Annotated in this window: 18 protein-coding genes; 6 read left to right on the forward strand and 12 right to left on the reverse strand. The window is 68.4% G+C overall.

Annotation, left to right across the window (positions count from 1 at the left end; all coding sequences use genetic code 11):
• Positions 1-6: 6 nt before the first annotated feature.
• The 3 genes from ilvC to ACXMYJ_RS03530 form a co-directional block, all read right to left on the reverse strand.
• Positions 7-1,008 (reverse strand): ketol-acid reductoisomerase, encoded by a 1,002-nt coding sequence (gene ilvC / locus ACXMYJ_RS03520; protein WP_460354098.1) that lies wholly within the window; start codon positions 1,006-1,008, stop codon positions 7-9.
• A 51-nt stretch (positions 1,009-1,059) separates the two neighbouring features.
• Positions 1,060-1,560 (reverse strand): acetolactate synthase small subunit, encoded by a 501-nt coding sequence (gene ilvN / locus ACXMYJ_RS03525; protein ID WP_396884309.1) that lies wholly within the window; start codon positions 1,558-1,560, stop codon positions 1,060-1,062.
• A gap of 64 nt (positions 1,561-1,624) precedes the next feature.
• Positions 1,625-3,502: an acetolactate synthase large subunit gene (locus ACXMYJ_RS03530; protein ID WP_396884307.1), complete on the reverse strand. Its 1,878-nt coding sequence runs from the start codon at positions 3,500-3,502 to the stop codon at positions 1,625-1,627.
• Positions 3,503-3,769: 267 nt separating this feature from the next.
• On the opposite strand from ACXMYJ_RS03530, the gene ACXMYJ_RS03535 reads away from it, so the two are divergent.
• The gene (locus ACXMYJ_RS03535; RefSeq protein WP_460354009.1) at positions 3,770-4,165 is read left to right on the forward strand and encodes a PH domain-containing protein; all 396 of its coding nucleotides are present in this window, start codon (positions 3,770-3,772) and stop codon (positions 4,163-4,165) included.
• Between the two features lie 7 nt (positions 4,166-4,172).
• Here ACXMYJ_RS03535 and ACXMYJ_RS03540 read toward each other — a convergent pair whose 3' ends face one another.
• On the reverse strand, positions 4,173-5,003 hold the full coding sequence (locus ACXMYJ_RS03540) for a DoxX family protein (protein ID WP_460354012.1): 831 nt from the start codon (positions 5,001-5,003) through the stop codon (positions 4,173-4,175).
• A gap of 136 nt (positions 5,004-5,139) precedes the next feature.
• On the opposite strand from ACXMYJ_RS03540, the gene ACXMYJ_RS03545 reads away from it, so the two are divergent.
• Positions 5,140-6,261, forward strand: coding sequence for a PQQ-dependent sugar dehydrogenase (locus tag ACXMYJ_RS03545; RefSeq protein ID WP_460354014.1), 1,122 nt, complete (start codon positions 5,140-5,142; stop codon positions 6,259-6,261).
• Here ACXMYJ_RS03545 and ACXMYJ_RS03550 read toward each other — a convergent pair.
• The 5 genes from ACXMYJ_RS03550 to gatC are packed head-to-tail and all read right to left on the reverse strand — an operon-like array spanning position 6,258 to position 11,969.
• Entirely contained in the window at positions 6,258-7,610 is a 1,353-nt protein-coding gene (locus tag ACXMYJ_RS03550) for a sensor histidine kinase (protein ID WP_260751386.1), read from the reverse strand. The genes ACXMYJ_RS03545 and ACXMYJ_RS03550 overlap by 4 nt on opposite strands.
• Complete coding sequence (gene gatB, locus ACXMYJ_RS03555; RefSeq protein ID WP_260751384.1) at positions 7,611-9,122, reverse strand: Asp-tRNA(Asn)/Glu-tRNA(Gln) amidotransferase subunit GatB; 1,512 nt, start codon at positions 9,120-9,122, stop codon at positions 7,611-7,613. It lies immediately after the preceding gene.
• Positions 9,123-9,142: 20 nt separating this feature from the next.
• Positions 9,143-10,174, reverse strand: coding sequence for an ATP-dependent 6-phosphofructokinase (locus ACXMYJ_RS03560; protein ID WP_260751381.1), 1,032 nt, complete (start codon positions 10,172-10,174; stop codon positions 9,143-9,145).
• Positions 10,175-10,191: 17 nt separating this feature from the next.
• Entirely contained in the window at positions 10,192-11,673 is a 1,482-nt protein-coding gene (gatA, locus tag ACXMYJ_RS03565; protein ID WP_260751380.1) for an Asp-tRNA(Asn)/Glu-tRNA(Gln) amidotransferase subunit GatA, read from the reverse strand.
• The gene (gene gatC / locus ACXMYJ_RS03570) at positions 11,670-11,969 is read right to left on the reverse strand and encodes an Asp-tRNA(Asn)/Glu-tRNA(Gln) amidotransferase subunit GatC (RefSeq protein ID WP_260758027.1); all 300 of its coding nucleotides are present in this window, start codon (positions 11,967-11,969) and stop codon (positions 11,670-11,672) included. The genes gatA and gatC overlap by 4 nt, the downstream gene beginning before the upstream one ends.
• Before the next feature lie 82 nt (positions 11,970-12,051).
• Between gatC and ACXMYJ_RS03575 the strand changes: the two genes are divergently transcribed.
• Positions 12,052-12,711: an ACT domain-containing protein gene (locus tag ACXMYJ_RS03575; protein ID WP_443186672.1), complete on the forward strand. Its 660-nt coding sequence runs from the start codon at positions 12,052-12,054 to the stop codon at positions 12,709-12,711.
• Between the two features lie 8 nt (positions 12,712-12,719).
• On the opposite strand, the gene ligA is transcribed toward ACXMYJ_RS03575, so the two are convergent.
• Positions 12,720-14,825, reverse strand: a complete 2,106-nt coding sequence (gene ligA, locus ACXMYJ_RS03580; RefSeq protein WP_260758026.1) for an NAD-dependent DNA ligase LigA — start codon at positions 14,823-14,825, stop codon at positions 12,720-12,722.
• A gap of 88 nt (positions 14,826-14,913) precedes the next feature.
• Between ligA and ACXMYJ_RS03585 the strand changes: the two genes are divergently transcribed.
• Together ACXMYJ_RS03585 and ACXMYJ_RS03590 are read left to right on the forward strand one after the other, a co-directional pair.
• A complete protein-coding gene (locus ACXMYJ_RS03585) occupies positions 14,914-15,357 on the forward strand; it encodes an MmcQ/YjbR family DNA-binding protein (RefSeq protein ID WP_260751378.1) in 444 nt (147 codons plus the stop codon).
• On the forward strand, positions 15,354-16,979 hold the full coding sequence (locus tag ACXMYJ_RS03590; protein ID WP_443186671.1) for a 4-coumarate--CoA ligase family protein: 1,626 nt from the start codon (positions 15,354-15,356) through the stop codon (positions 16,977-16,979). Before ACXMYJ_RS03585 ends, ACXMYJ_RS03590 begins: the two co-directional genes overlap by 4 nt.
• Here ACXMYJ_RS03590 and ACXMYJ_RS03595 read toward each other — a convergent pair.
• Positions 16,976-18,772, reverse strand: coding sequence for a sensor domain-containing diguanylate cyclase (locus tag ACXMYJ_RS03595; RefSeq protein WP_443186670.1), 1,797 nt, complete (start codon positions 18,770-18,772; stop codon positions 16,976-16,978). The genes ACXMYJ_RS03590 and ACXMYJ_RS03595 overlap by 4 nt on opposite strands.
• A gap of 87 nt (positions 18,773-18,859) precedes the next feature.
• Entirely contained in the window at positions 18,860-19,870 is a 1,011-nt protein-coding gene (locus ACXMYJ_RS03600; RefSeq protein ID WP_260751375.1) for a uroporphyrinogen decarboxylase/cobalamine-independent methonine synthase family protein, read from the reverse strand.
• Between the two features lie 35 nt (positions 19,871-19,905).
• Here ACXMYJ_RS03600 and ACXMYJ_RS03605 point away from each other — a divergent pair, with 35 nt between their 5' ends.
• A complete protein-coding gene (locus ACXMYJ_RS03605; RefSeq protein WP_260751374.1) occupies positions 19,906-20,544 on the forward strand; it encodes a sensor domain-containing protein in 639 nt (212 codons plus the stop codon).
• Positions 20,545-20,548 lie beyond the last annotated feature (4 nt).

The following is a 20,548-nucleotide window of genomic DNA, read 5'->3' on the forward strand; positions in this document are numbered from 1 at the left end:
GACCGGCTAGGCGGTCTCGGTGATGGGGCGGTCGACCCAGCTCATGAGGTCGCGCAGCTTCTTGCCGGTGACCTCGATCGGATGCTCGGCGTTCTGCTTGCGCAGACCCTCGAGCTCCTTGTTCCCACCCTCGACGTTGGCGACCAGACGCTTGACGAACGTGCCGTCCTGGATGTCCTTGAGGATGTCCTGCATGCGCTTCTTGGTGTCGGCGTCGATCACGCGCGGGCCGGACAGGTAGCCGCCGAACTCCGCGGTGTCGGACACCGAGTAGTTCATCCGCGCGATACCACCCTCGTACATCAGGTCGACGATCAGCTTGAGCTCGTGCAGCACCTCGAAGTAGGCCATCTCGGGGGCGTAGCCCGCCTCGACCATGACCTCGAAGCCGGTCTTGACCAGTTCCTCGGTGCCACCGCACAGCACAGCCTGCTCACCGAACAGGTCGGTCTCGGTCTCCTCCTTGAACGTGGTCTTGATGACACCGGCGCGGGCACCGCCGATGGCGGCGGCGTACGACAGCGCCAGCGCCTGGCCCTCACCCTTGGGATCCTGGTCGATCGCGATCAGGCAGGGCACACCCTTGCCGTCGACGAACTGGCGGCGCACCAGGTGACCCGGGCCCTTGGGGGCCACCATGCCGATGGTGACGTTGGCCGGCGGCTTGATCAGGCCGAAGTGGATGTTGAGGCCGTGGCCGAAGAACAGGGCGTTGCCGTCTTCGAGGTTGGGCTCGATGTCCTTGGTGAAGATCTCGGCCTGCGCGGTGTCGGGCGCCAGCAGCATGATCACGTCGGCCCACTTGGCGACCGCGGCCGGCGTGTCGACCTCCAGGCCCTGCTCGGTGACCTTCTCGCGGGACTTCGAGCCCTCCTTGAGGCCGACCTTCACCTCGACGCCGGAGTCGCGCAGGCTCAGCGAGTGCGCGTGCCCCTGGCTGCCGTAGCCGATGACGGCGACCTTGCGACCCTGGATGATCGACAGGTCCGCGTCGGCGTCATAGAACATCTCAACTGCCATCTTCGTGAATCTTCTTTCTTTTGTTTACTTTTCAGGTATTTACTTGGTGCTGATGCCGCGCGGGCCGCGGGACAGCGACACCACACCGGACTGGACGATCTCCCGGATCCCATAAGGCTCGAGCACCCTCAGCAGCGCCTCGATCTTGCCAGGTGTCCCGGTGGCCTCGACGGTCAGTGACTCGTTGGAGACGTCGACGACCTTGGCGCGGAACAGGTTGACGGCCTCGATGACCTGACCGCGGGTGGCGGCGTCGGTGCGGACCTTGATCAGCGCGAGCTCGCGGGAGACCGAGTGCTCCTCGTCCTGCTCGACGATCTTGATCACGTTGACGAGCTTGTTGAGCTGCTTGGTGATCTGCTCCAGCGGCGATTCCTCGACGTCGACCACGATGGTCATCCGGGAGAGGTTCTTGTGTTCGGTGCCCCCGACGGCGAGCGACTGGATGTTGTAGCCGCGCCTTGAGAACAGCGAGGCCACGCGGGCCAACACGCCGGGCTTGTCCTCGACCAGCACCGACAGCGTGTGGGTGATGCTCATCAGTGCGCTCCGTTCTTCGCGCAAGCGCTCATGCCCGCGTCCATGTTCTTCGCGCAAGCGCTCATCAGGCGTGCCCCTCTTCGTTGTCGAACAGCGGCCGGATACCGCGGGCCGCCTGGATCTCGTCGTTGCTGGTGCCCGCGGCCACCATCGGCCACACCTGGGCGTCGGCGCCGACGACGAACTCGATCACCACCGGGCGGTCGTTGATCGCGCGAGCCTGGGCGATCACGTCGGCGACGTCCTCTTCACGCTCGCAGCGCAACCCGACACAGCCCAGCGCCTCGGACAGCTTGACGAAATCCGGGATGCGGCGGGTGTGGGTGGCCAGATCGGTCTGGCTGTAGCGCTCCTCGTAGAACAGCGTCTGCCACTGGCGCACCATGCCGAGGTTGCCGTTGTTGATCAGCGCGACCTTGATCGGCACCCCTTCGATGGCGCACGTCGCCAGCTCCTGGTTGGTCATCTGGAAGCAGCCGTCGCCGTCGATCGCCCACACCTCGGCCTCGGGCCGGCCCATCTTGGCGCCCATGGCCGCCGGCACCGCGAAACCCATGGTGCCCAGACCACCGGAGTTGATCCACGTCTTGGGGTTCTCGTAGGAGATGAACTGCGCGGCCCACATCTGGTGCTGGCCCACCCCGGCCACGTAGACGGCGTCGGCTCCGGCCATCTTGCCCAGCGTCTCGATGACGAACTCCGGCGACAGGCTGCCGTCACTCTGCGGGCCGTAGCTCAGCGGGTAGGTCGACTGGATTCCGCGCAGGTACTCCGACCAGTTGTCCAGTCGCGCCGAATCGGCCGCGCCATCCCTGCGCAGGGCATCGATCAGATCAGTGATGACGGCCTTGACGTCACCCACGATCGGCACGTCGGCGTGGCGGTTCTTGCCGATCTCGGCGGGATCGATGTCGGCGTGGATCACCTTGGCCTCGGGGGCGAACGAATCCAGTTTGCCGGTCACTCGGTCGTCGAAACGGGTGCCCAGCGCGATCAGCAGATCGCTGCGCTGCAGGGCGGCCACCGCGGCGACCGTGCCGTGCATGCCGGGCATACCCATGTTCTGCGGATGGCTGTCCGGGAACGCGCCGCGGGCCATCAGCGTGGTCACGACGGGGATGCCGGTCAGCTCGGCCAGCTCGAGCAGCTGCTCGCTGGCCTCGCCGCGGATCACGCCGCCGCCGACGTAGAGCACCGGCTTGCGCGCCTCGGCGATCAGTTTGGCCGCTTCGCGGATCTGCCGGTTGTGTGGTTTCGTATTCGGCTTGTAGCCGGGCAGCTCGAACTGCGGCGGCCAGGCGAACGTGCATTCCCCCTGCAGGATGTCCTTGGGGATGTCGACCAGCACAGGCCCGGGCCGTCCGCTGGAGGCGATGTGAAACGCCTCGGCGATGACCCGCGCGATGTCGTCGCCGTCGCGCACCAGGAAGTTGTGCTTGGTGATCGGCATCGTGATGCCGGAGATGTCGGCTTCCTGGAACGCGTCGGTGCCGATCAACCCGCGTCCGACCTGCCCGGTGATCGCCACCATCGGGATCGAGTCCATGTAGGCGTCGGCCAGCGGGGTGACCAGGTTGGTGGCCCCGGGCCCGGAGGTCGCCATGCACACGCCGACCCGCCCGGTGGCGTGCGCGTAACCGCTGGCGGCGTGCCCGCCGCCCTGCTCGTGACGCACCAGCACGTGCCGGAGCTTCTGCGAGTCGAACAGCGGGTCATAGACCGGCAGCACCGCACCGCCGGGGATGCCGAAGATGACATCGACACCGAGTTCCTCGAGCGCACGGATCACCGCCTGCGCTCCGGTCAGCTGTTGCGGGGCAACGTTGTTCGGTCGGCCAATGGCTTGCGACGGGGATGACGCGGAGTCGTGCTTCGCGTCATCCGCTGTCCCGTTCGTCGGGGTCGCCGACTGCTCGGGCGGTCGCTTGGTAGGTGCGCTCACGGTGTCCTCTTGGTCCTTGTCGGTCGGCTGATCTTCTCAAATCGATGCTGGGGCAACAAAAAACCCCCGTCAGCCCGGCGGCTGTACGAGGGTTGCGCGTCGATGCGGTTTTGCTATGCCCCGAACAGGGCCAGCGCGGCATCAACGCGCAACCCAATTACTACGAGCCCGGGGGTCTGCATAGCAGACGACGGTAGCCGCCGAACTGGCAAAAGGTCAAATCAGCTCGGCGCGGGAAGCCGACCGCGACGGTGGGATGATGGCGGCATGCGTACTCCCCCGGCTTCGGAGAAGGCTCCCGTCGTCATCAGGATCTCACCGATGGCTCATGTCGCGATCGGCTTTCTGACGGTGGCCATGCTCGCCGTCGTCTTCGCCGGGCCGGCCTGGTACATCCTGTTCTTCCTGATTCCGCTGACCCTGTCGATCGTCGTGATGCGCTACCGCACGGTCGCCGACCGGGACACCGTCACCGCGCGCACCATGCTGCACAGCCGGACGGTGCGCTGGGATGACATCGACGGGCTGCGATTCGGGCGCACCGCGTGGGCGGTGGCACACAAGCGCGACGGGACCGAGCTGTCCTTGCCGGCCGTGACGTTCTCGACGCTGCCGTTGCTGACCGCCGCCAGCGGCGGACGGGTGCCCAACCCGTACGAGTGAGGGTGGATCAGCCCAGCGGGTTGGTCCCGTTGAGCAGCACCCAGATCGCGATGCCGGCGCCCACACCCAGCAGCAGCGCGGCGAAGGATCCGATGAAGGGACGGCGGGCCCAGCCCCGTCCCGCGTCCAGGCCGTAGCGGCCGGGGCCCACGAGGATGATGGCCGCCGCGGCGCAGACCAGCACGATCTTGTACTCGTGCCCGTCGGTGAGGAAGGCCGAGAGTCTGGCTTCCTGATGGGCGATCGTGGCCTCGGCCAGCACCGAGGTGATCAGGTAACCGAGGGCCCCGGCCGCGGCGATCGGGGTGCAGAGACCGATGACCAGCAGTACACCGGCGGCGATCTGGCCGCCGGCGGCGACATAGGTCAGGATGTCGGCGTGCCGGAACCCGACGTCGCCGAGTGAGTCACGGAAACCGTCCAGTCCGGGGCCGCCCCACCAACCGAACACCTTCTGCAGGCCATGGCCGATGAGCAGCACGCCGACCGCGACGCGCAGCAGCAACAGCCCGAGGTCCTGGGTGCCCCTGCGATCGTCGCGCCGGTCGGCGTCGACCACACCGACCTCGGTGGGTGCTGCCGTCGCACCGTAGGCCCCGGGCGCCAGCCCGGCGCCGGGCTGCACGTAGGGCAGCGGTTCAGGGTCGTTGAGCAGCGCGAATGGCTGCTGATTGGCCGGTTTGGCCGAGTCGTAGCGCGGAATGGCGGTGGTCTCGAAGTCGCCGCCGTAGTTCGTCGTGGGGAGGTCGTCTTCCGGGTCCACCAGGCTCGCCGACGCAGGCCGCCCAGCCGAATCGTCGGGCCGCTGCCAGAGGCCTGGGTCATGGGGGCTCGTCACGTCAGCCAGGGTAAGTGCTGTCCGGCTCACAACCGGGGATTGGCGCGGCGCGTTGAACACGTGTTTCTTTCAGCCGTCCCAGGTCGCGGCGGGAGCGCGTGGCGGGCTCCGTCCGGGGATCCGTAACCTGGCCTGCATGAGCGAGCGTCGGTCGTTGGGGCCTGTTGTCGTGCTGCTGAGCGCGGCGCTGCTTGCCGGGGCCGGCTGTGCCCGGTTCGACTCCGCGCAGTCCCAGCCGTTCACGACCGAACCGCAGCTTGCCCCGGGTCCGACGTCGACGCCGCCGCCTCCTCCTCCCCTGCCGGCCAAGCCGTTTCCCAAGGAGTGCCCGGCGCCCGGCGTCATGCAGGGCTGTCTGGAGAGCATCAGCGGTCTGATCATGCTGCCCGACAGCCAGTCCGCGCTGGTCGCCGAACGCACCACCGGCGCGGTCAAGCAGGTGTCGGTGCGGGCCGAGCCCATCACCAAGATGGTCATCCCGGTCGACCCCAGCGGTGACGGCGGCCTGATGGACATCGTGATGTCGCCGACCTTCATCCAGGACCGGCTGATGTACGCCTACGTCAGCACACCGACCGACAACCGTGTCGTGCGCATCGTCGAGGGTGACCCGCCTAAGCCGATCCTGACCGGCATCCCGAAAGGGGCCACCGGCAACACCGGCTCGGTGATCTTCACCAGCCCGACCACCCTGATGGTGCAGACCGGGGACGCCGGAAACCCGGCGCTGGCCGCCGATCCCGGCTCGCTGGCAGGCAAGCTGCTGCGCATCGAGCAGCCGACCACCGTCGATCAGGCCCCCACCACCACCGCGCTGTCAGGGTTGGGTCCCGGCGGCGGGGTGTGCGTGGACCCGGCCGACGAGTCGCTCTACGTCACCGACCGGACGCCGACCGCCGACCGGCTGCAGCGCATCACCAAAGACTCCAAGGTGTCCACGGTGTGGACGTGGCCGGACCGACCCGGTGTCGCGGGCTGCGCCGCGCTCGACGGCACCGTGCTGGTCAATCTGGTCAACACCAAGCAGACCGTCGCGGTGCGGATGGCCCCGGAAACCGGTGCGGTGACCGGGGATCCGGAGGTGGTCCGTCAGGACCAGCACGGGCACGCCTGGGCACTGGAGGTCTCTCCCGACGGCAACGTGTGGGGCGCCACCGTCAACAAGACCTCCGGCGACGCGATGAAACTCGACGACGTGGTGTTCCCGTTGTTCCCGCAGGGTGGCGGGTTCCCGCGCACCAACGCCGACAACACCTAGCCCGGCAGACGCAGCATCAGCCTGGTGCCGCCCTGCGGGCTGACCTCCAACGAGGCTGTGCCACCGTGGATCTCAGCCTGCTGAGCGACCAGCGCCAGTCCGAGTCCTGAACCCGAGCGGGACGCGGTGGTCCCCCGGTGGAAGCGCTCGAACACCGCGGCGCGCTCCTCTTCGGGCACCCCGGAGCCGTTGTCGTCGACGGCGATCTCCACCCCGGACTGCGAGCTGACCACACTCAGCCGGATCTGGGTGGCACCACCGTGCTTGACGGCGTTGGCGATGGCGTTGTCGATGACGAGCCGCAGCCCCGCGGGCATGCCGAGCATCAACACCGACGTCGACGACGCCAGCGACACGTCCAGGCCGGGATAATTGCGCATCGCGTCGTGGGCGGCGCGGTCGAGCAACTCGGCGACGTCGACCGGGACGAAGTCGTCCACCGTGGTCAGCTGTCCCTGCGCCAGCCGCTCCAACGCCGACAGCGTGGCCTCGATCCGCGACTGGGTGCGGATCACATCGCCGATGACCTCGTCGCGCTGCTCGGCACCGAGGTCGAGCGTGGTGAGCACCTCGAGGTTGGTCCGCATCGCCGTCAGTGGGGTCCGCAGCTCGTGGGAGGCCACCGACGCGAAGTCGCGCGCCGTCTCCAGCGCGGCCCGGGTGCGCTGCTGCTCGTCGCCTATCCGGGCCAGCATGCCCTCGACCGCCTCGGAGATCTCGACCGCCTCCCACACGCCGCGCACCTGCACCTCGTCGGGCGCGGACTGCGCGTTGATGGCGCGGGCCTGCTGGGCCAGCAGCCGGAACGGGTTGACCATGATCAGCCCGATGACCCAGCCGATCACCAGCGTGCTGAGGATCACCCCGAAACAGATCCAGAACACCCGCCAGTGCAGGGAATCGATGCGGGCCTGGGTGTCGGCCAGCGGCGCACCGAGCGCGATCGACGCACTCGGCGTGGTGATGGTGCGCACCCGGTACTCGACTCCGTCGATCGTCGCGTCGGCGTACCCGCTCGGCAGTTCGGGGAGCACGATGTCGGCCGGGATCGACACGGTGGTGCCGCCGGTGCGAGCGGTGCGCACCAGTCCGCCCTCGGTCGGTTCCGGGCCGACGCCGTCCTGCGCGCTGCGCAGCAGCGTGGTGACGTCGCCGAGGCTGGACAGTGAGTCCAACCGCCGGTCGAGCTGGTCGTACTGGTCGTTGGTGACGCCGACCCAGACCCATACACCCAGCGTCAGCACCAGGATGATCACCCCTAGCTGGGCGAGGATGACGATCGACCGCAGCGACAGCAGCCGCAGCGGGTGCTGCAGGACGCGAAAGACCAGGTCCTGGATGCGGGTCATCTAGTTGCAGGCGGCCATGACGAGTTCACGCACCCGCGCGGCGTCGGCCTGGCCCTTCGTGGCCTTCATCACCGCGCCGACGATCGCGCCCGCGGCCTGCACCTTGCCGCCGCGGATCTTGTCGGCGATGTCGGGATTGGCGGCCAGCGCCTCGTCGACCGCGGCTTGGATCAACGAGTCGTCGCGCACCACGACCAGTCCGCGGTCGGCCATCACCTGCTCCGGCTCGCCCTCCCCGGCCAGCACACCCTCGACGACCTGGCGGGCGAGCTTGTTGGACAGCTTGCCGTCGTCGACGAGCTTGACCACCGCAGCCACCTGCGCCGGGGTGATCGGCAACGCGTCGAGTTCGACGTCGAGTTCGTTGGCCTTCTGCACCAGAAAGTTGCCCCACCACGCGCGCGCGGCGTCGCTGGACACACCGTGCTCGACCGTCGCGGCGATCAGGTCGAGCGCGCCGATGTTGACGAGGTCGCGCATCACCTCGTCGGAGATGCCCCAGTCCTGCTGAATCCGCTTGCGCGCCAACCACGGCAGCTCGGGAAGCGTGCCGCGCAACCGTTCCACCCAATCGGCGCTGGGCGCCACCGGCTCGAGGTCCGGCTCGGGGAAGTAGCGGTAGTCCTGCGCCGTCTCCTTGCTGCGCCCGGGCGAGGTGTGTCCATCCTCGTGGAAGTGCCGGGTCTCCTGGACGACGGTGCCGTCGCTGTCCAGAACCGCGGCCTGTCTGCGCATCTCGTAGCGGACCGCGATCTCGACGCTCTTGAGGGAGTTGACATTCTTGGTCTCGGTGCGGGTGCCGAACTCGGCCTGCCCGATCGGTTTGAGGGACACATTGGAGTCGCAGCGCATCGAGCCCTGATCCATCCGGACATCGGAGACGTCCAACGCGCGCAACAGGTCCCGCAACGCGGTGACATACGCCCGGGCGATCTCGGGGGCACGCTCGCCGGCGCCTTCGACGGGTTTGGTGACGATCTCGATCAGCGGCACGCCGGAGCGGTTGTAGTCGGCCAGCGAGGTCGTCGCCCCCGCGATACGTCCGGTGTCGCTGCCGAGGTGGGTCAGCTTGCCGGTGTCTTCCTCCATGTGGGCGCGCTCGATCTCGACGCGCCAGGTGCTGCCGTCGTCGAGCGGGACGTCGAGATACCCGTTGAACGCGATCGGCTCGTCGTACTGCGAGATCTGGTAGTTCTTCGGCTGGTCCGGATAGAAGTAGTTCTTCCGCGCGAACCGGCACCACGACGCGATCTCGCAGTTGAGTGCCAGACCGATCCGGATCGCGGACTCCACCGCGGCCTCGTTGAGCACGGGCAGGGAACCGGGCAGGCCCAGGCAGACCGGGCACACCAGGGTGTTGGGTTCGGCGCCGAACCGGTTGGCGCACCCGCAGAACATCTTGGTCGCGGTCGAGAGCTCGACGTGGACCTCCAGGCCGAGCACGGGTTCGTACTTGGCGATGACCTCGTCGTAATCGAGCAGCGGTGCGTTGGCCGAGGTCACGGAAGTCATGCCCCCGATCCTAGTGGCCGTCAACCGAAGAACTCGGCGGCGTCGTCGTAGCGGCTCTGCGGGACCAACTTGAGCTGGCGCACCGCGTCGGCCAGCGGCACCCGCCCGATCTCCTGGCCGCGCAGGGACACCATCATGCCGTACTCGCCGGCGTGCGCGGCGTCGGCGGCGTTGACCCCGAACCGGGTGGCCAGCACGCGGTCGTAGGCGGTCGGCGTACCGCCGCGCTGCACGTGCCCGAGCACCGTCACGCGGACCTCTTTGCTGATCCGTTTCTCCACCTCGATCGCCAGTTGCTGCGCGACGCCGGTGAACTTCTCGTGGCCGAACTCGTCGATGCCGCCCTGGCGCAGCTGCATCGACCCCTCGGCCGGCTTGGCGCCCTCGGCGACCACGCAGATGAAATGCGAATCACCTCGCACGAAGCGCTGCTTGACCAGCCGGCACACCTCTTCGACGTCGAACGGCTGCTCGGGGATCAGCGTCATGTGCGCCCCTGAGGCCAGGCCGGCGTTGAGCGCGATCCAGCCGGCATGCCGCCCCATCACCTCGACCAGCATCACCCGCTGGTGGGATTCGGCGGTGCTGTGCAGCCGGTCGATGGCCTCGGTGGCGACAGTCAGCGCGGTGTCGTGGCCGAACGTGACGTCGGTGCAGTCGATGTCGTTGTCGATGGTCTTGGGCACCCCGACGACGGGAACGTTCTCCTCGGACAGCCAGTGCGCCGCGGTCAGCGTGCCCTCTCCCCCGATCGGGATCAGCACGTCGATGCCGTTGTCCTCCAGCGTCTGCTTGATCTGGTCCAGACCGGCGCGCAGCTTGTCGGGATTCACCCGCGCGGTGCCGAGAATGGTGCCGCCCTTGGCGAGCAGCCGGTCGTTGCGATCGTCGTTGCGCAGCTGGATGCGCCGGTCCTCCAGCAGACCGCGCCAGCCGTCCTGGAAGCCGACCACTGACGATCCGTACCGCACGTCGCACGTGCGCACGACCGCCCTGATCACGGCGTTCAGCCCGGGACAGTCACCTCCGCCGGTCAGCACTCCGATACGCATGGCTCCATCTAACCCGCTCAGAGCGCGGTCGGCAGCGGTCCTCTCGCGGTTTCGTAGGCCGCACCCACCCGGTAGAGCCGGTCGTCGGCCAGTGCCGGGGCCATGATCTGCAGGCCCACGGGAAGATTGTCGTCGGCCGCGAGGCCCGACGGCACCGACATCCCGGAGTGGCCGGCCAGGTTCAGCGGCAGCGTGCACAGGTCGAACAGGTACATCGCCAGCGGATCGTCGACCTTCTCGCCGAGCGGGAACGCCGTAGAAGGAGTAGTGGGGGTCACCAAGACGTCGACCTTCTGATATGCCTCGTCGAGGTCACGGGCGATCAACGTGCGTACCTTCTGGGCCTGGTTGTTATAGGCGTCGTAATAGCCGGCAGACAACGCGTACGTGCCGATCATGATGCGGCGCTTGACCTCTGGCCCGAACCCGACTGCACGGGTGATCGCCATGACCTCTTCGGCGCTGCGGGTGCCGTCGTCGCCGGCCCGCAACCCGTACCGCATGCCGTCGAACTTCGCGAGGTTCGACGACACCTCCGAGGGCAGGATCAGGTAGTAGGCCGACAGCGAGTGGTCGAAGTGCGGGCAATCGACCTCGCTGACCTGCGCGCCGAGCGCGGTCAACTGCTCGACGGCGGCGTTGAACGACTCGAGCACGCCCGGCTGGTAGCCCTCGCCACTGCGCAACTGCTTGACCACCCCGATGCGCACCCCCTTGAGGTCGCCGTGCGCACCGGCGCGCGCCGCGGCGACGACGTCGGGCACCTCGGCGTTCACTGACGTCGAGTCGCGCGGATCGTGACCCGCGATCACCTGGTGCAGCAGCGCGGTGTCCAGGACCGTGCGCGCACACGGGCCGCCCTGATCGAGCGAAGACGCGCACGCCACCAGCCCGTAGCGGGACACGGTGCCGTAAGTCGGTTTGACCCCGACGGTGGCGGTCAGCGCGGCGGGCTGACGGATCGATCCGCCGGTGTCGGTGCCGATGGCCAGCGGGGCCTGGAAGGCGGCCAGCGCGGCGGCGCTGCCGCCGCCCGACCCGCCGGGCACCCGGTCGACGTTCCACGGATTGCGGGTGGGCCCGTAGGCCGAGTTCTCGGTCGACGATCCCATCGCGAACTCGTCCATGTTCGTCTTGCCGAGGATCGGGATGCCGGCGGCCCGCAGCTTCGCGGTGACGGTGGCGTCGTACGGCGAGGTCCAGCCCTCCAGGATCTTCGATCCGCAGGTGGTGGGCATGTCGGTCGTGGTGAAGACGTCTTTGAGCGCCAGCGGGACACCGGCCAGCGGCGAGGCGGGCCTTTCACCGGCGGCGAGAGACTTGTCGACGGTGGCCGCGGCGTCCAGCGCCCGCTCCGCGGCGACGTGCAAGAACGCGTGGTAGCGCTCATCGGTGTCGGCGATCTGGTCCAGGAAGGCCTGCGTCACCTCGGTCGAGGACACCTCTTTGGCGGCGATCTTCTCGCCGAGGGTTGCCGCATCGAGCTTGATGAGACTCATTCGGGCTCCCCCAGGATCCGCGGCACCGCGAAGCGGCCGTCAACGGCTTTCGGCGCGGCTGCCAGCGCCTCTTCCTGGGACAGGCTCGGCTGCGGGTCGTCGGGCCGGAACACGTTCACGTCCTTCAGCGGGTTGTCGGTGGCTTCGACGCCGGTGACGTCGACGGCCTGGATCTGGCTGACGTGAGCGAGGATGGCGTCCAGCTGACCGGCGAAGCTGTCCAGTTCGCTGTCGGTCAGGGCGAGTCGGGCGAGGCGCGCCAGGTGGGCTACCTCGTCTCGGGAGATCTGTGACACGACCATCAAGCCTAGTTCAACCGGGCCCGGGCGCCGCCGCCCGAGTCGCCCGCCCCGCCCGGACCGTGACACAGTGTTGGCCGTGCCTTCCTATCTGCTGCGGGTTCAGCTGGCGGACCGGCCGGGCAGCCTGGGTTCCCTGGCCGTCGCGCTCGGCTCGGTGGGCGCCGACATCCTGTCCCTCGACGTGGTGGAGCGCGGCGCCGGTTACGCGATCGACGACCTGGTGGTCGAACTGCCCGCCGGGGCGATGCCCGACATGCTGATCACCGCAGCCGAGAACCTCAACGGCGTCTACGTCGACAGCATCCGCCCGCACACCGGCCTGCTGGAAGCACATCGTGAACTCGAGTTGATCGACCACGTCGCGGCCGCGCACGGCAGACGCACCCGGCTGCAGGTGCTCGTCGACGAGGCGCCACGGGTGTTGCGCGTCGGCTGGTGCACCGTGGTGCAACTGACCGACACCGGCTCCGAGCGTGTGGTCGGCAGCCCGGGCGCACCCGAGACTCAGGCCGCCGAGACACCCTGGCTGCCGCTGGAACGTGCGGTGGCCCTGGACGGCACCGCGGATTGGGTGCCCCAGGTGTGGCGGGACATGGACACCACGCTGGCCGCTGCACCGCTGGCCGACCCGCGGACCGCGATCATGCTCGGCCGCCCCGGCGGCCCGGCGTTCCGGCCCAGCGAGGTCGCCCGCCTGGGCTACCTGGCCGGGATCGTCACCACCATCATCGGCTGACCGGCGACTCAACCGTCGCCGGTGTCGCCGTCCGGCGCGGCGTCGGGTCCGTTCTCCAGCAGCCGGCGGAAGCCGTCCTCGTCGAGCACCGGCACACCCAGTTCAATGGCCTTGTCGTACTTGGACCCCGGCGAATCACCGGCCACGACGTACGCGGTCTTCTTCGATACCGATCCGGCCGCTTTGCCGCCGCGGGCGATGATCGCCTCCTTGGCCTCGTCGCGGCTGAAGCCGGCAAGCGAGCCCGTGACCACGATCGAGAGGCCCTCGAGGGTGCGTTCGATGCTGGCGTCGCGCTCGTCGGCCATGCGGACCCCGGCCGTGCGCCACTTGTCGACGATGGCGTGGTGCCAGTCGACGGTGAACCATTCGGTGACCGCCGCCGCGATCGTCGGCCCCACCCCTTCGGTGGCGGCCAGCTGTTCCTCGGAGGCGGCCATGATCGCGTCGAGGCTGCCGAACTCGGTGGCCAGCGCCCGCGCCGCGGTCGGCCCGACGTGGCGAATCGACAGGGCGACGAGCACCCGCCACAGCGGTTGGGATTTCGCCTTACCCAGATTGGCCAACAGCCGCTTGCCGTTGGCCGAGAGCTCACCGGCTTTGGTGGTGAACAGCTCGGTGCGCAACAGATCTTCGGCGGTGAGATCGAACAGGTCGCCCTCGTCGCCGATCGCGCCTGCCTGCAGCAGCGCCGTCGCCGCTTCGTAGCCGAGCCCTTCGATGTCGAAGGCGCCACGGCCGGCGACGTGAAAGACCCGCTCCCGCAACTGTGCCGGGCAGGTCCGCGAGTTCGGGCAGCGAATGTCGGCGTCGCCCTCCTTGGCCGGGGCCAGCTTGGTGCCGCATTCCGGGCAGTGGGTCGGCATGTGGAACTCGCGTTCGCTGCCGTCCCGCAGGTCGACGACCGGGCCGAGCACCTCGGGGATCACGTCGCCGGCCTTGCGGATCACCACGGTGTCACCGATCAGCACACCCTTGCGTTTGACCTCAGAACCGTTGTGCAGCGTGGCCAGCCCGACGGTGGATCCGGCGATCTTGACCGGTTCCATGTAGGCGAAGGGGGTCACGCGCCCGGTGCGCCCGACGTTGACCCGGATATCGAGCAGCTTGGTCTGCGCCTCTTCCGGCGGGTACTTGTAAGCCACCGCCCAGCGCGGTGCGCGCGAGGTCGCCCCGAGCCGCCGCTGCAGTGCGACGTCGTCGACTTTGACCACGACGCCATCGATCTCGTGCTCGACGTCGTGGCGGTGCTCGCCCCAGTAGGCGATCCGTTCGGTGACCGCGTCCAGGCCCTTCACCTGGGCGGTGTTTGACGAGACCGGCAGCCCCCACGCCTTGAGCGCGCGGTACGCCTCGTGCAGGGAGGTGAAGGGGAATCCCTCAGAACCCTCGATGTGGCCCAGGCCGTGGCAGATCATCCGCAACCGGCGCCGTGCGGTGACGGCGGGATTCTTCTGGCGCAGTGAGCCGGCCGCGCTGTTGCGCGGGTTGGCGAACGGCGGTTTACCCTCGGCGACCAACCCGGCGTTGAGGTCCTCGAAGTCGGCCACCCTGAAGAACACCTCGCCGCGTACTTCGAGCACCGCCGGAAGCGGGAATTCGTCTGTGCCGCTGAGCCGTTCAGGAATATCGTCGATCGTGCGAGCATTGAGCGTGACGTCCTCACCGGTACGACCGTCACCGCGGGTGGCCGCGCGCTCGAGCCGACCGTCGCGGTAGACCAGGGCCAGCGCCACCCCGTCGATCTTCAGCTCGCAGAGATACTGCGCGCTCGCCCCGATCTCGGTCTTGATGCGGGCGGCCCACGCGGCGAGCTCGTCGGGGGTGAAAACATTGTCCAGGCTGAGCATCCGATCCAGATGCTCGGCGGGGGTGAAGTCCGTCGCGAACCCGGCACCGCCCACGAGCTGGGTCGGCGAGTCGGGGGTGCGCAGCTCGGGATGGTCGTCTTCGAGGGCCTGCAGCCTGCGCAGCATCGCGTCGAACTCGGCGTCGGTGATGATCGGAGCGTCGCGCACGTAATAGCGGAACTGATGGTCGCGCACCTCGTCGGCGAGCTCCTGCCACTGGCGCCGCAGATCCGCGTCGCGCGGGTCGTCGGCCTGCTCGGCCAGCACTGCCTCGGGATCCGGGGTCGCCTCGGGACTCACCCTGGAAGGCTATCGAAGGCTCCCGACACAGACCCCTGCGTAGGCTGCACACATGCCTCATCCGTTGATGTTCGGCGAGGACGACATGGGTCTGGCCGAGGTCCGCGACATCGCGCTCGGGTTCCCCGAGGCGTTCGAGAAAGTCTCCTGGGGCCGGCCGGTGTTCTGCGCGCCGAAGATGTTCACCGTCTACGGAGGCAGTGTCAAAGGCGCCGCGAAGGGTGAGTTCACCGAGCATCCGCATTCGGTGCTGGTGAAAGTCGACGACAGTGACCGCAAGGCGCTCGAGCAGGACCGCCGGTTCTTCCTCCCGGCCTACCTCGGTCCGTTCGGTTGGCTGGGGCTGGACCTGACCGCGGCGAAGGTGGACTGGACGGAGGTCGCCGAACTCGTCGACGCATCCTTCCGGATGGCGGCCTCGAAAAAACTCGTCAGGCAGCTCGACCAACGGCGGGCCGACGGGGCCCACGGCATGGTTCGATCGGAGTCACCATGACCTTTCCCAGCCCTTTCCCCGAAGTCGACATCCCGACCGCCAGCGTCTACGACTACCTTTTCGCCGACATCTCCGGACCCGACGACCCTCACCTCGACCGGGTGGCGCTGATCGACGCGAGGTCGGGCAGACACACCACCTACCGCGAGATGATAGCCCGGATCGACTCGTTCGCCGGAGCGCTGGCCCAGCGCGGCATCGGCGTCGGCGATGTGGTCGGGCTGCTCGCCCCCAACAGCTCGGCGTTCGCCGTCGCCTTCCACGGCATCCTGCGTGCCGGTGCCACGGCGACGACGATCAACGCGCTGTTCACCGCCAAGGACATCGCCAAGCAGCTCACCGACTCCGGGGCCGGCATGCTTCTTACGGTGACGGCTCTGCTCCCGCAGGCCAAGGAGGGCGCGGCGGCGGCCGGGCTGTCCGACGAGGATCTGGTGGTGCTCGACGGCGCCGGCCGTGACGGCTCCGGCGAGGGGGCGGGTCATCCCAACGCGGCCGACCTGCTGGCGTCGGGAATGCCTGCGCCGCAGGTGAATTTCGCGCCGTCATCACATCTTGCGGTGCTGCCCTACAGTTCCGGGACGACGGGCAACCCCAAGGGTGTGATGCTGACGCACCGCAACCTGGTCGCCAACGTCGCCCAGATCCGCCCGCTGCACGGCATGGAGCCCGACGACGTCGTGCTGGCCGTGCTGCCGTTCTTCCACATCTACGGGATGACTGTGCTGCTCAACGCCGCGCTGCACTCGCGCGCCAGGCTGGTCATCATGCCGAGTTTCGACCTCGGCGAATTCCTGCGCAACATCGCCGAACACCGCTGCACCATCGCGTTCATCGCACCGCCGGTGGCGGTGGCGCTGGCCAAGCACCCGCTGGTCGACGAGCACGATTTGTCCTCGCTCAACGTCGTGATGTCGGGGGCCGCCCCGCTCGACGCCGATCTCGGCCACGCCGTCGCGAAGCGCCTGGACTGCAAGGTGGTTCAGGGTTACGGCATGAGTGAGCTCAGCCCCGTCAGCCACATCACCCCGTTCGACGGCGGCCTGGTCGACATGCACGACGAGGCGCCGCTGAGTTCGGTGGGCTGGACGGTGCCCAACGCGGCCTCCAAACTCGTCGACCCGGAGACCGGCAAGGAGATCCCGATCCCCGACGAGGGTCTGAGCCAGACCGGCGAGCTGTGGTTCAAAGGCCCCAACGTGATGGCCGGGTACCTCAACAACGACGAGGCCACCCGCACCACCATCGACGACGACGGCTGGCTGCACACCGGTGATCTGGCCCAGATCGACGCCAAGGGACTGGTGTACATCGTCGACCGGCTCAAGGAGCTGATCAAGTACAAGGGCTACCAGGTGCCGCCCGCCGAGCTCGAAGCGGTGCTGCTGACCCATCCCGGCATCGCCGACGCCGCGGTGATCGGCGTGCACGACGACGAAGGCGAGGAGGTGCCGAAGGCGTTCGTGGTCAAGCAGCCCGACGCGACCCTCACCGCAGACGAGGTCATGGAGTTCGTCGCCGGCCAGGTCGCGCCCTATAAGAAAGTCCGTCAGGTCGAGTTCATCGACGCGATCCCGAAATCGGCCTCCGGCAAGATCCTGCGCAAAGACCTGCGCGCCTAGGCGCGGTCTAGCCGCCAGATTTGGTTCCTGCCACGGCTTTTCGCCTCATAGAGGGCGCTGTCGGCGCGGGACACGGTGGCGACCAGGGTGTCGGCCGGGGTGTGGGCGGTGTAGCCGATCGAGCACGTCTGACCGAACGACACACACTGGCGCAACCGGTGCAGGATCTTTTCGGCCTGCTCGGGTGTGGTGTCGGGCAGTGCGACGATGAACTCCTCGCCGCCCCAGCGCGCGAAGATGTCGCCGCTGCGGATCGATGCGCTCGCCGCTGTCGCGAAGTGCTGCAGCAGCGCGTCCCCGACGGTGTGTCCACGGGTGTCGTTGAACGCCTTGAAGTTGTCGAGATCGATGACGGCCACCGTCATCGGTGCACCGTCGGCATCGGCCAGCAGTGCAGCCACCCGGGTGTCCCACGCGCGCCGGTTCAGCACACCGGTCAACGGGTCGGTGGACGCGGAGTGTTTGAGCGCGGCGTGCACCGCGGCGATCGCGGACACGTCACGCACCTCCAGCTGGACGCTCACTTCCCCGGCGTGATCGATCGTCGTCACGTTGAACTCCACCGCGATCTCGGTGCCGTCCATCCGCAACAGCGTGCCGCGTTGGGAGCGCTCCAGGCGTCCGCCGGCGGTGACCTCGTCCAACAGCCTGCGCGCGGTCGAGCGAAAGCGTTCCGGCACGAACTCCAGGCCGGGAACCGAGGTGATCTGCTCGGCGGACTGCCCGCCCAGCAGCGTGACCGCTTCGCCGTTGACGTAGGACAGGCTGCCGTCGACGTTGGCGACCACGACCGCGGCAGGTGACTGCTCGACCAGTGCCCGCCACCGCTGTTCGGCCTCGGCGTGCGCGGCGCGCGCGGTGGCCAACTCTGTCACGTCGGTCGAGACCCCGCCGGTGCCGATCACCTCGCCACGGTCGTCGAACAACGGGAACTTCGACGAGCGGTAGATGTGCGCCGAACCGTCCTGGTGCACGACCTCCTCGGTGAACACGCGCCACTCCCGGCTTTCCATGATCTGCAGATCGTTGCGGCGGTAGTCGTCGGCGATCTGCGGGTCGAAGAAGTCGTGATCGGTCCCGCCGATCAACGTCCGGCCGGCGCCCGTGACGTGTTCCAGTGCGCGATTGGCCATCACGAATCGGCCGTCGACGTCCTTGGCGAAGACCAGCACGTCGGTGTGTTCCAGCACCGCTTCGATCATCCGCTGCTGGGCGTGCAGCGCGGAGTCCGCGGCCAGGCGCCGCTTGATCTCGGAGGCGTACAGGCGGGCCCGGCTGCGCAGCTCCAGCAGGTTCATCACCTGCCCGGCCAAGGTTTGCAGGTGTGTGCGCTGAACGTCGGACAACGTGCGGGGTGTCCGGTCCATGACACAGAGGGTGCCCACCGCGTGTCCGTCCTCGGTGACCAGCGGCACCCCGGCGTAAAACCGCACGTGCGGCGCCGTCGTGACCATCGGGTGGTCGACGAACCTCGGATCCCGGTGGGTGTCCGGAATTTCGAGCAGGGCCGCATCCGCGATGGTGTGCGCGCAGAGCGAGTGCTCCCGGGCGGTCTCCGTGATGTCCACGCCATGGCGGGATTTCACCCACTGGCGGGCGGCGTCGATGAAGCCGATGAGCGCCATCGGCATCTCGCACACGTGCGCAGCAAGCATCGTCAGACCGTCGAACGACTCTTCAGCGGCGGTGTCGAGGATCTCGAAGGAGTCCAGCGCGAGCAGGCGCGGGATCTCACCGTCGAGACAGTCCCCGGCACCGTGTCGACTCGAGCACTTCCCAGACAACAGCACCATCCCCGTGACGTGCGGCGCTCTACCCGTGACCGATCTCGATCAGCGCCTACCCGAGAGTAGACGAGTCCGTACCAAGGGTCGACCGTTTCAGATCCCCTCGGGGTCGTCGACCAGTCTGTCAACGGCCTGCTGCGACAATTCGATTGCGCTGCGCGCCCAGGTCACTGTCGCACCGGCGAGTCCGCAGGCCGGAGTGATCCCGATCCGGCTGCGCAGCACGTCGCGGGCGAACCCGAGTCGGTCGGTCACCGTGGCCACCGACGCGGCGATCTGTTCTGCCGCCGGTCGGGGGTCGGGGGCCGTGGCGGGCACCGCACCGAGAAGCACCGTGCGGTCGGACTCGACGAACTCGCCGATCCCGTCCAGATCTGCGGCGGTGAGCGTGCCAAGGTCCACAGAAACGGCGCTTATCACACTGCGCTGCAACACCTTCCACGGCACCTCGGCAGCACAGCAGTGCACCGCGGCTTCACCGCCGACCGCCTCTGCGCACTCGTCGAGCAGCGCGGTGACCAAAGACTCGTCCACGGGATGCACCGGGTTCAGACTGGTGACCCCGGTGAGCCGGCCCGCCAGTGCCGCCGGCAGCGACGGTTCGTCGAACTGAACCACGATCGGGCTCTCCAGCCGGCGGGCGAGCTCTGCCCGGTGCGCGGCCACCCCCTCGGCCAGCGACGTCGTCAGGTCCCGGACGGCGCCTCGGTCGGTGATCGCGCGGTGTCCCCCGCCGAGCTCCAGCTGCGCCGCCAGCGTCACCGGTCCCGGCGCCTGCACCTTGACCACCCGGCCCGTACCGCGCAGCCCGGCCTTCTCCCAGGCCTCTTCGAGAGCGTCCATGTCCTCGTCGAGTAGACCGGCGGCGCGGCGGGTCGCCGAACTACGGCCCTGGGCGATGCGGTAACCGCGAGGCACGATGTCGAGGCCGATGTCGACGAGCAGCGCACCCGCCCGGCCGATCATGTCTGCCCCGACACCCCGCCCGGGAAGCTCCACCAGGTGCGGAAGGCGGTGCAGTTCACCGACGACCACCTCCGCGGCGTCCCTGGCCGACGTGCCCGGCCAGGATCCGATACCGGTCGCGGTCGCGAAAACACTCACTCGTACGACGATATTGGACCCACTATGGTCAGTACATGACGGGCCGTGTATCGGTGCCACTGTGGTGCGCCGTGGCGATCCTGGCCGCTGGATGCGCACAGCAGGTGACCGGGTCGCCGACCCGCGCCGCCCCCGGCGTGGACGAGGGCTCCCGCTCGCCGGTGGACGTGGACGCCATCCTGCTCGATCGCCCTCAGATGCAGGCGGTGACCGGCGCCGGCGAACATCTGACCGCGATTCCGGGAACCGACAGCAAGGCGCCGGTCGACATCGATTTCATGATCGGAACCGTTCCGCCGCAATGTGATTGGATTTACGCCGAGACCCGGGTGTTCGGACCCGAGGTCGAGGAGTTCCACAAACTGACCTACCAGAATCCCCCGCGGGGCGCGCTGATCTCACAGGGCGCGGCCGGCTACCGGGATGCCGGCACCGCGCAACGGGCCTTCGATTCGGTCGTCGCCCAGATCGACGGCTGCGCCGCGACGAGCCCCGGCCGCGCATTGGTCGGCGCGGTGACGACCACCGCCGACTCGGTGCACACCAGACCCGGCGACTGCGGGCGCGACTACCGGGTGAAGTCGGCGGTGCTCGTCGAAGTCACCTTCTGCGGGTTCCCGGAGTCGGTGCCCGAGCTGGTGATGACCAACATCCTGGTCGACGTTCCGGGGTGAACGG

It is taken from the genome of Mycobacterium sp. ZZG (assembly GCF_054786995.1).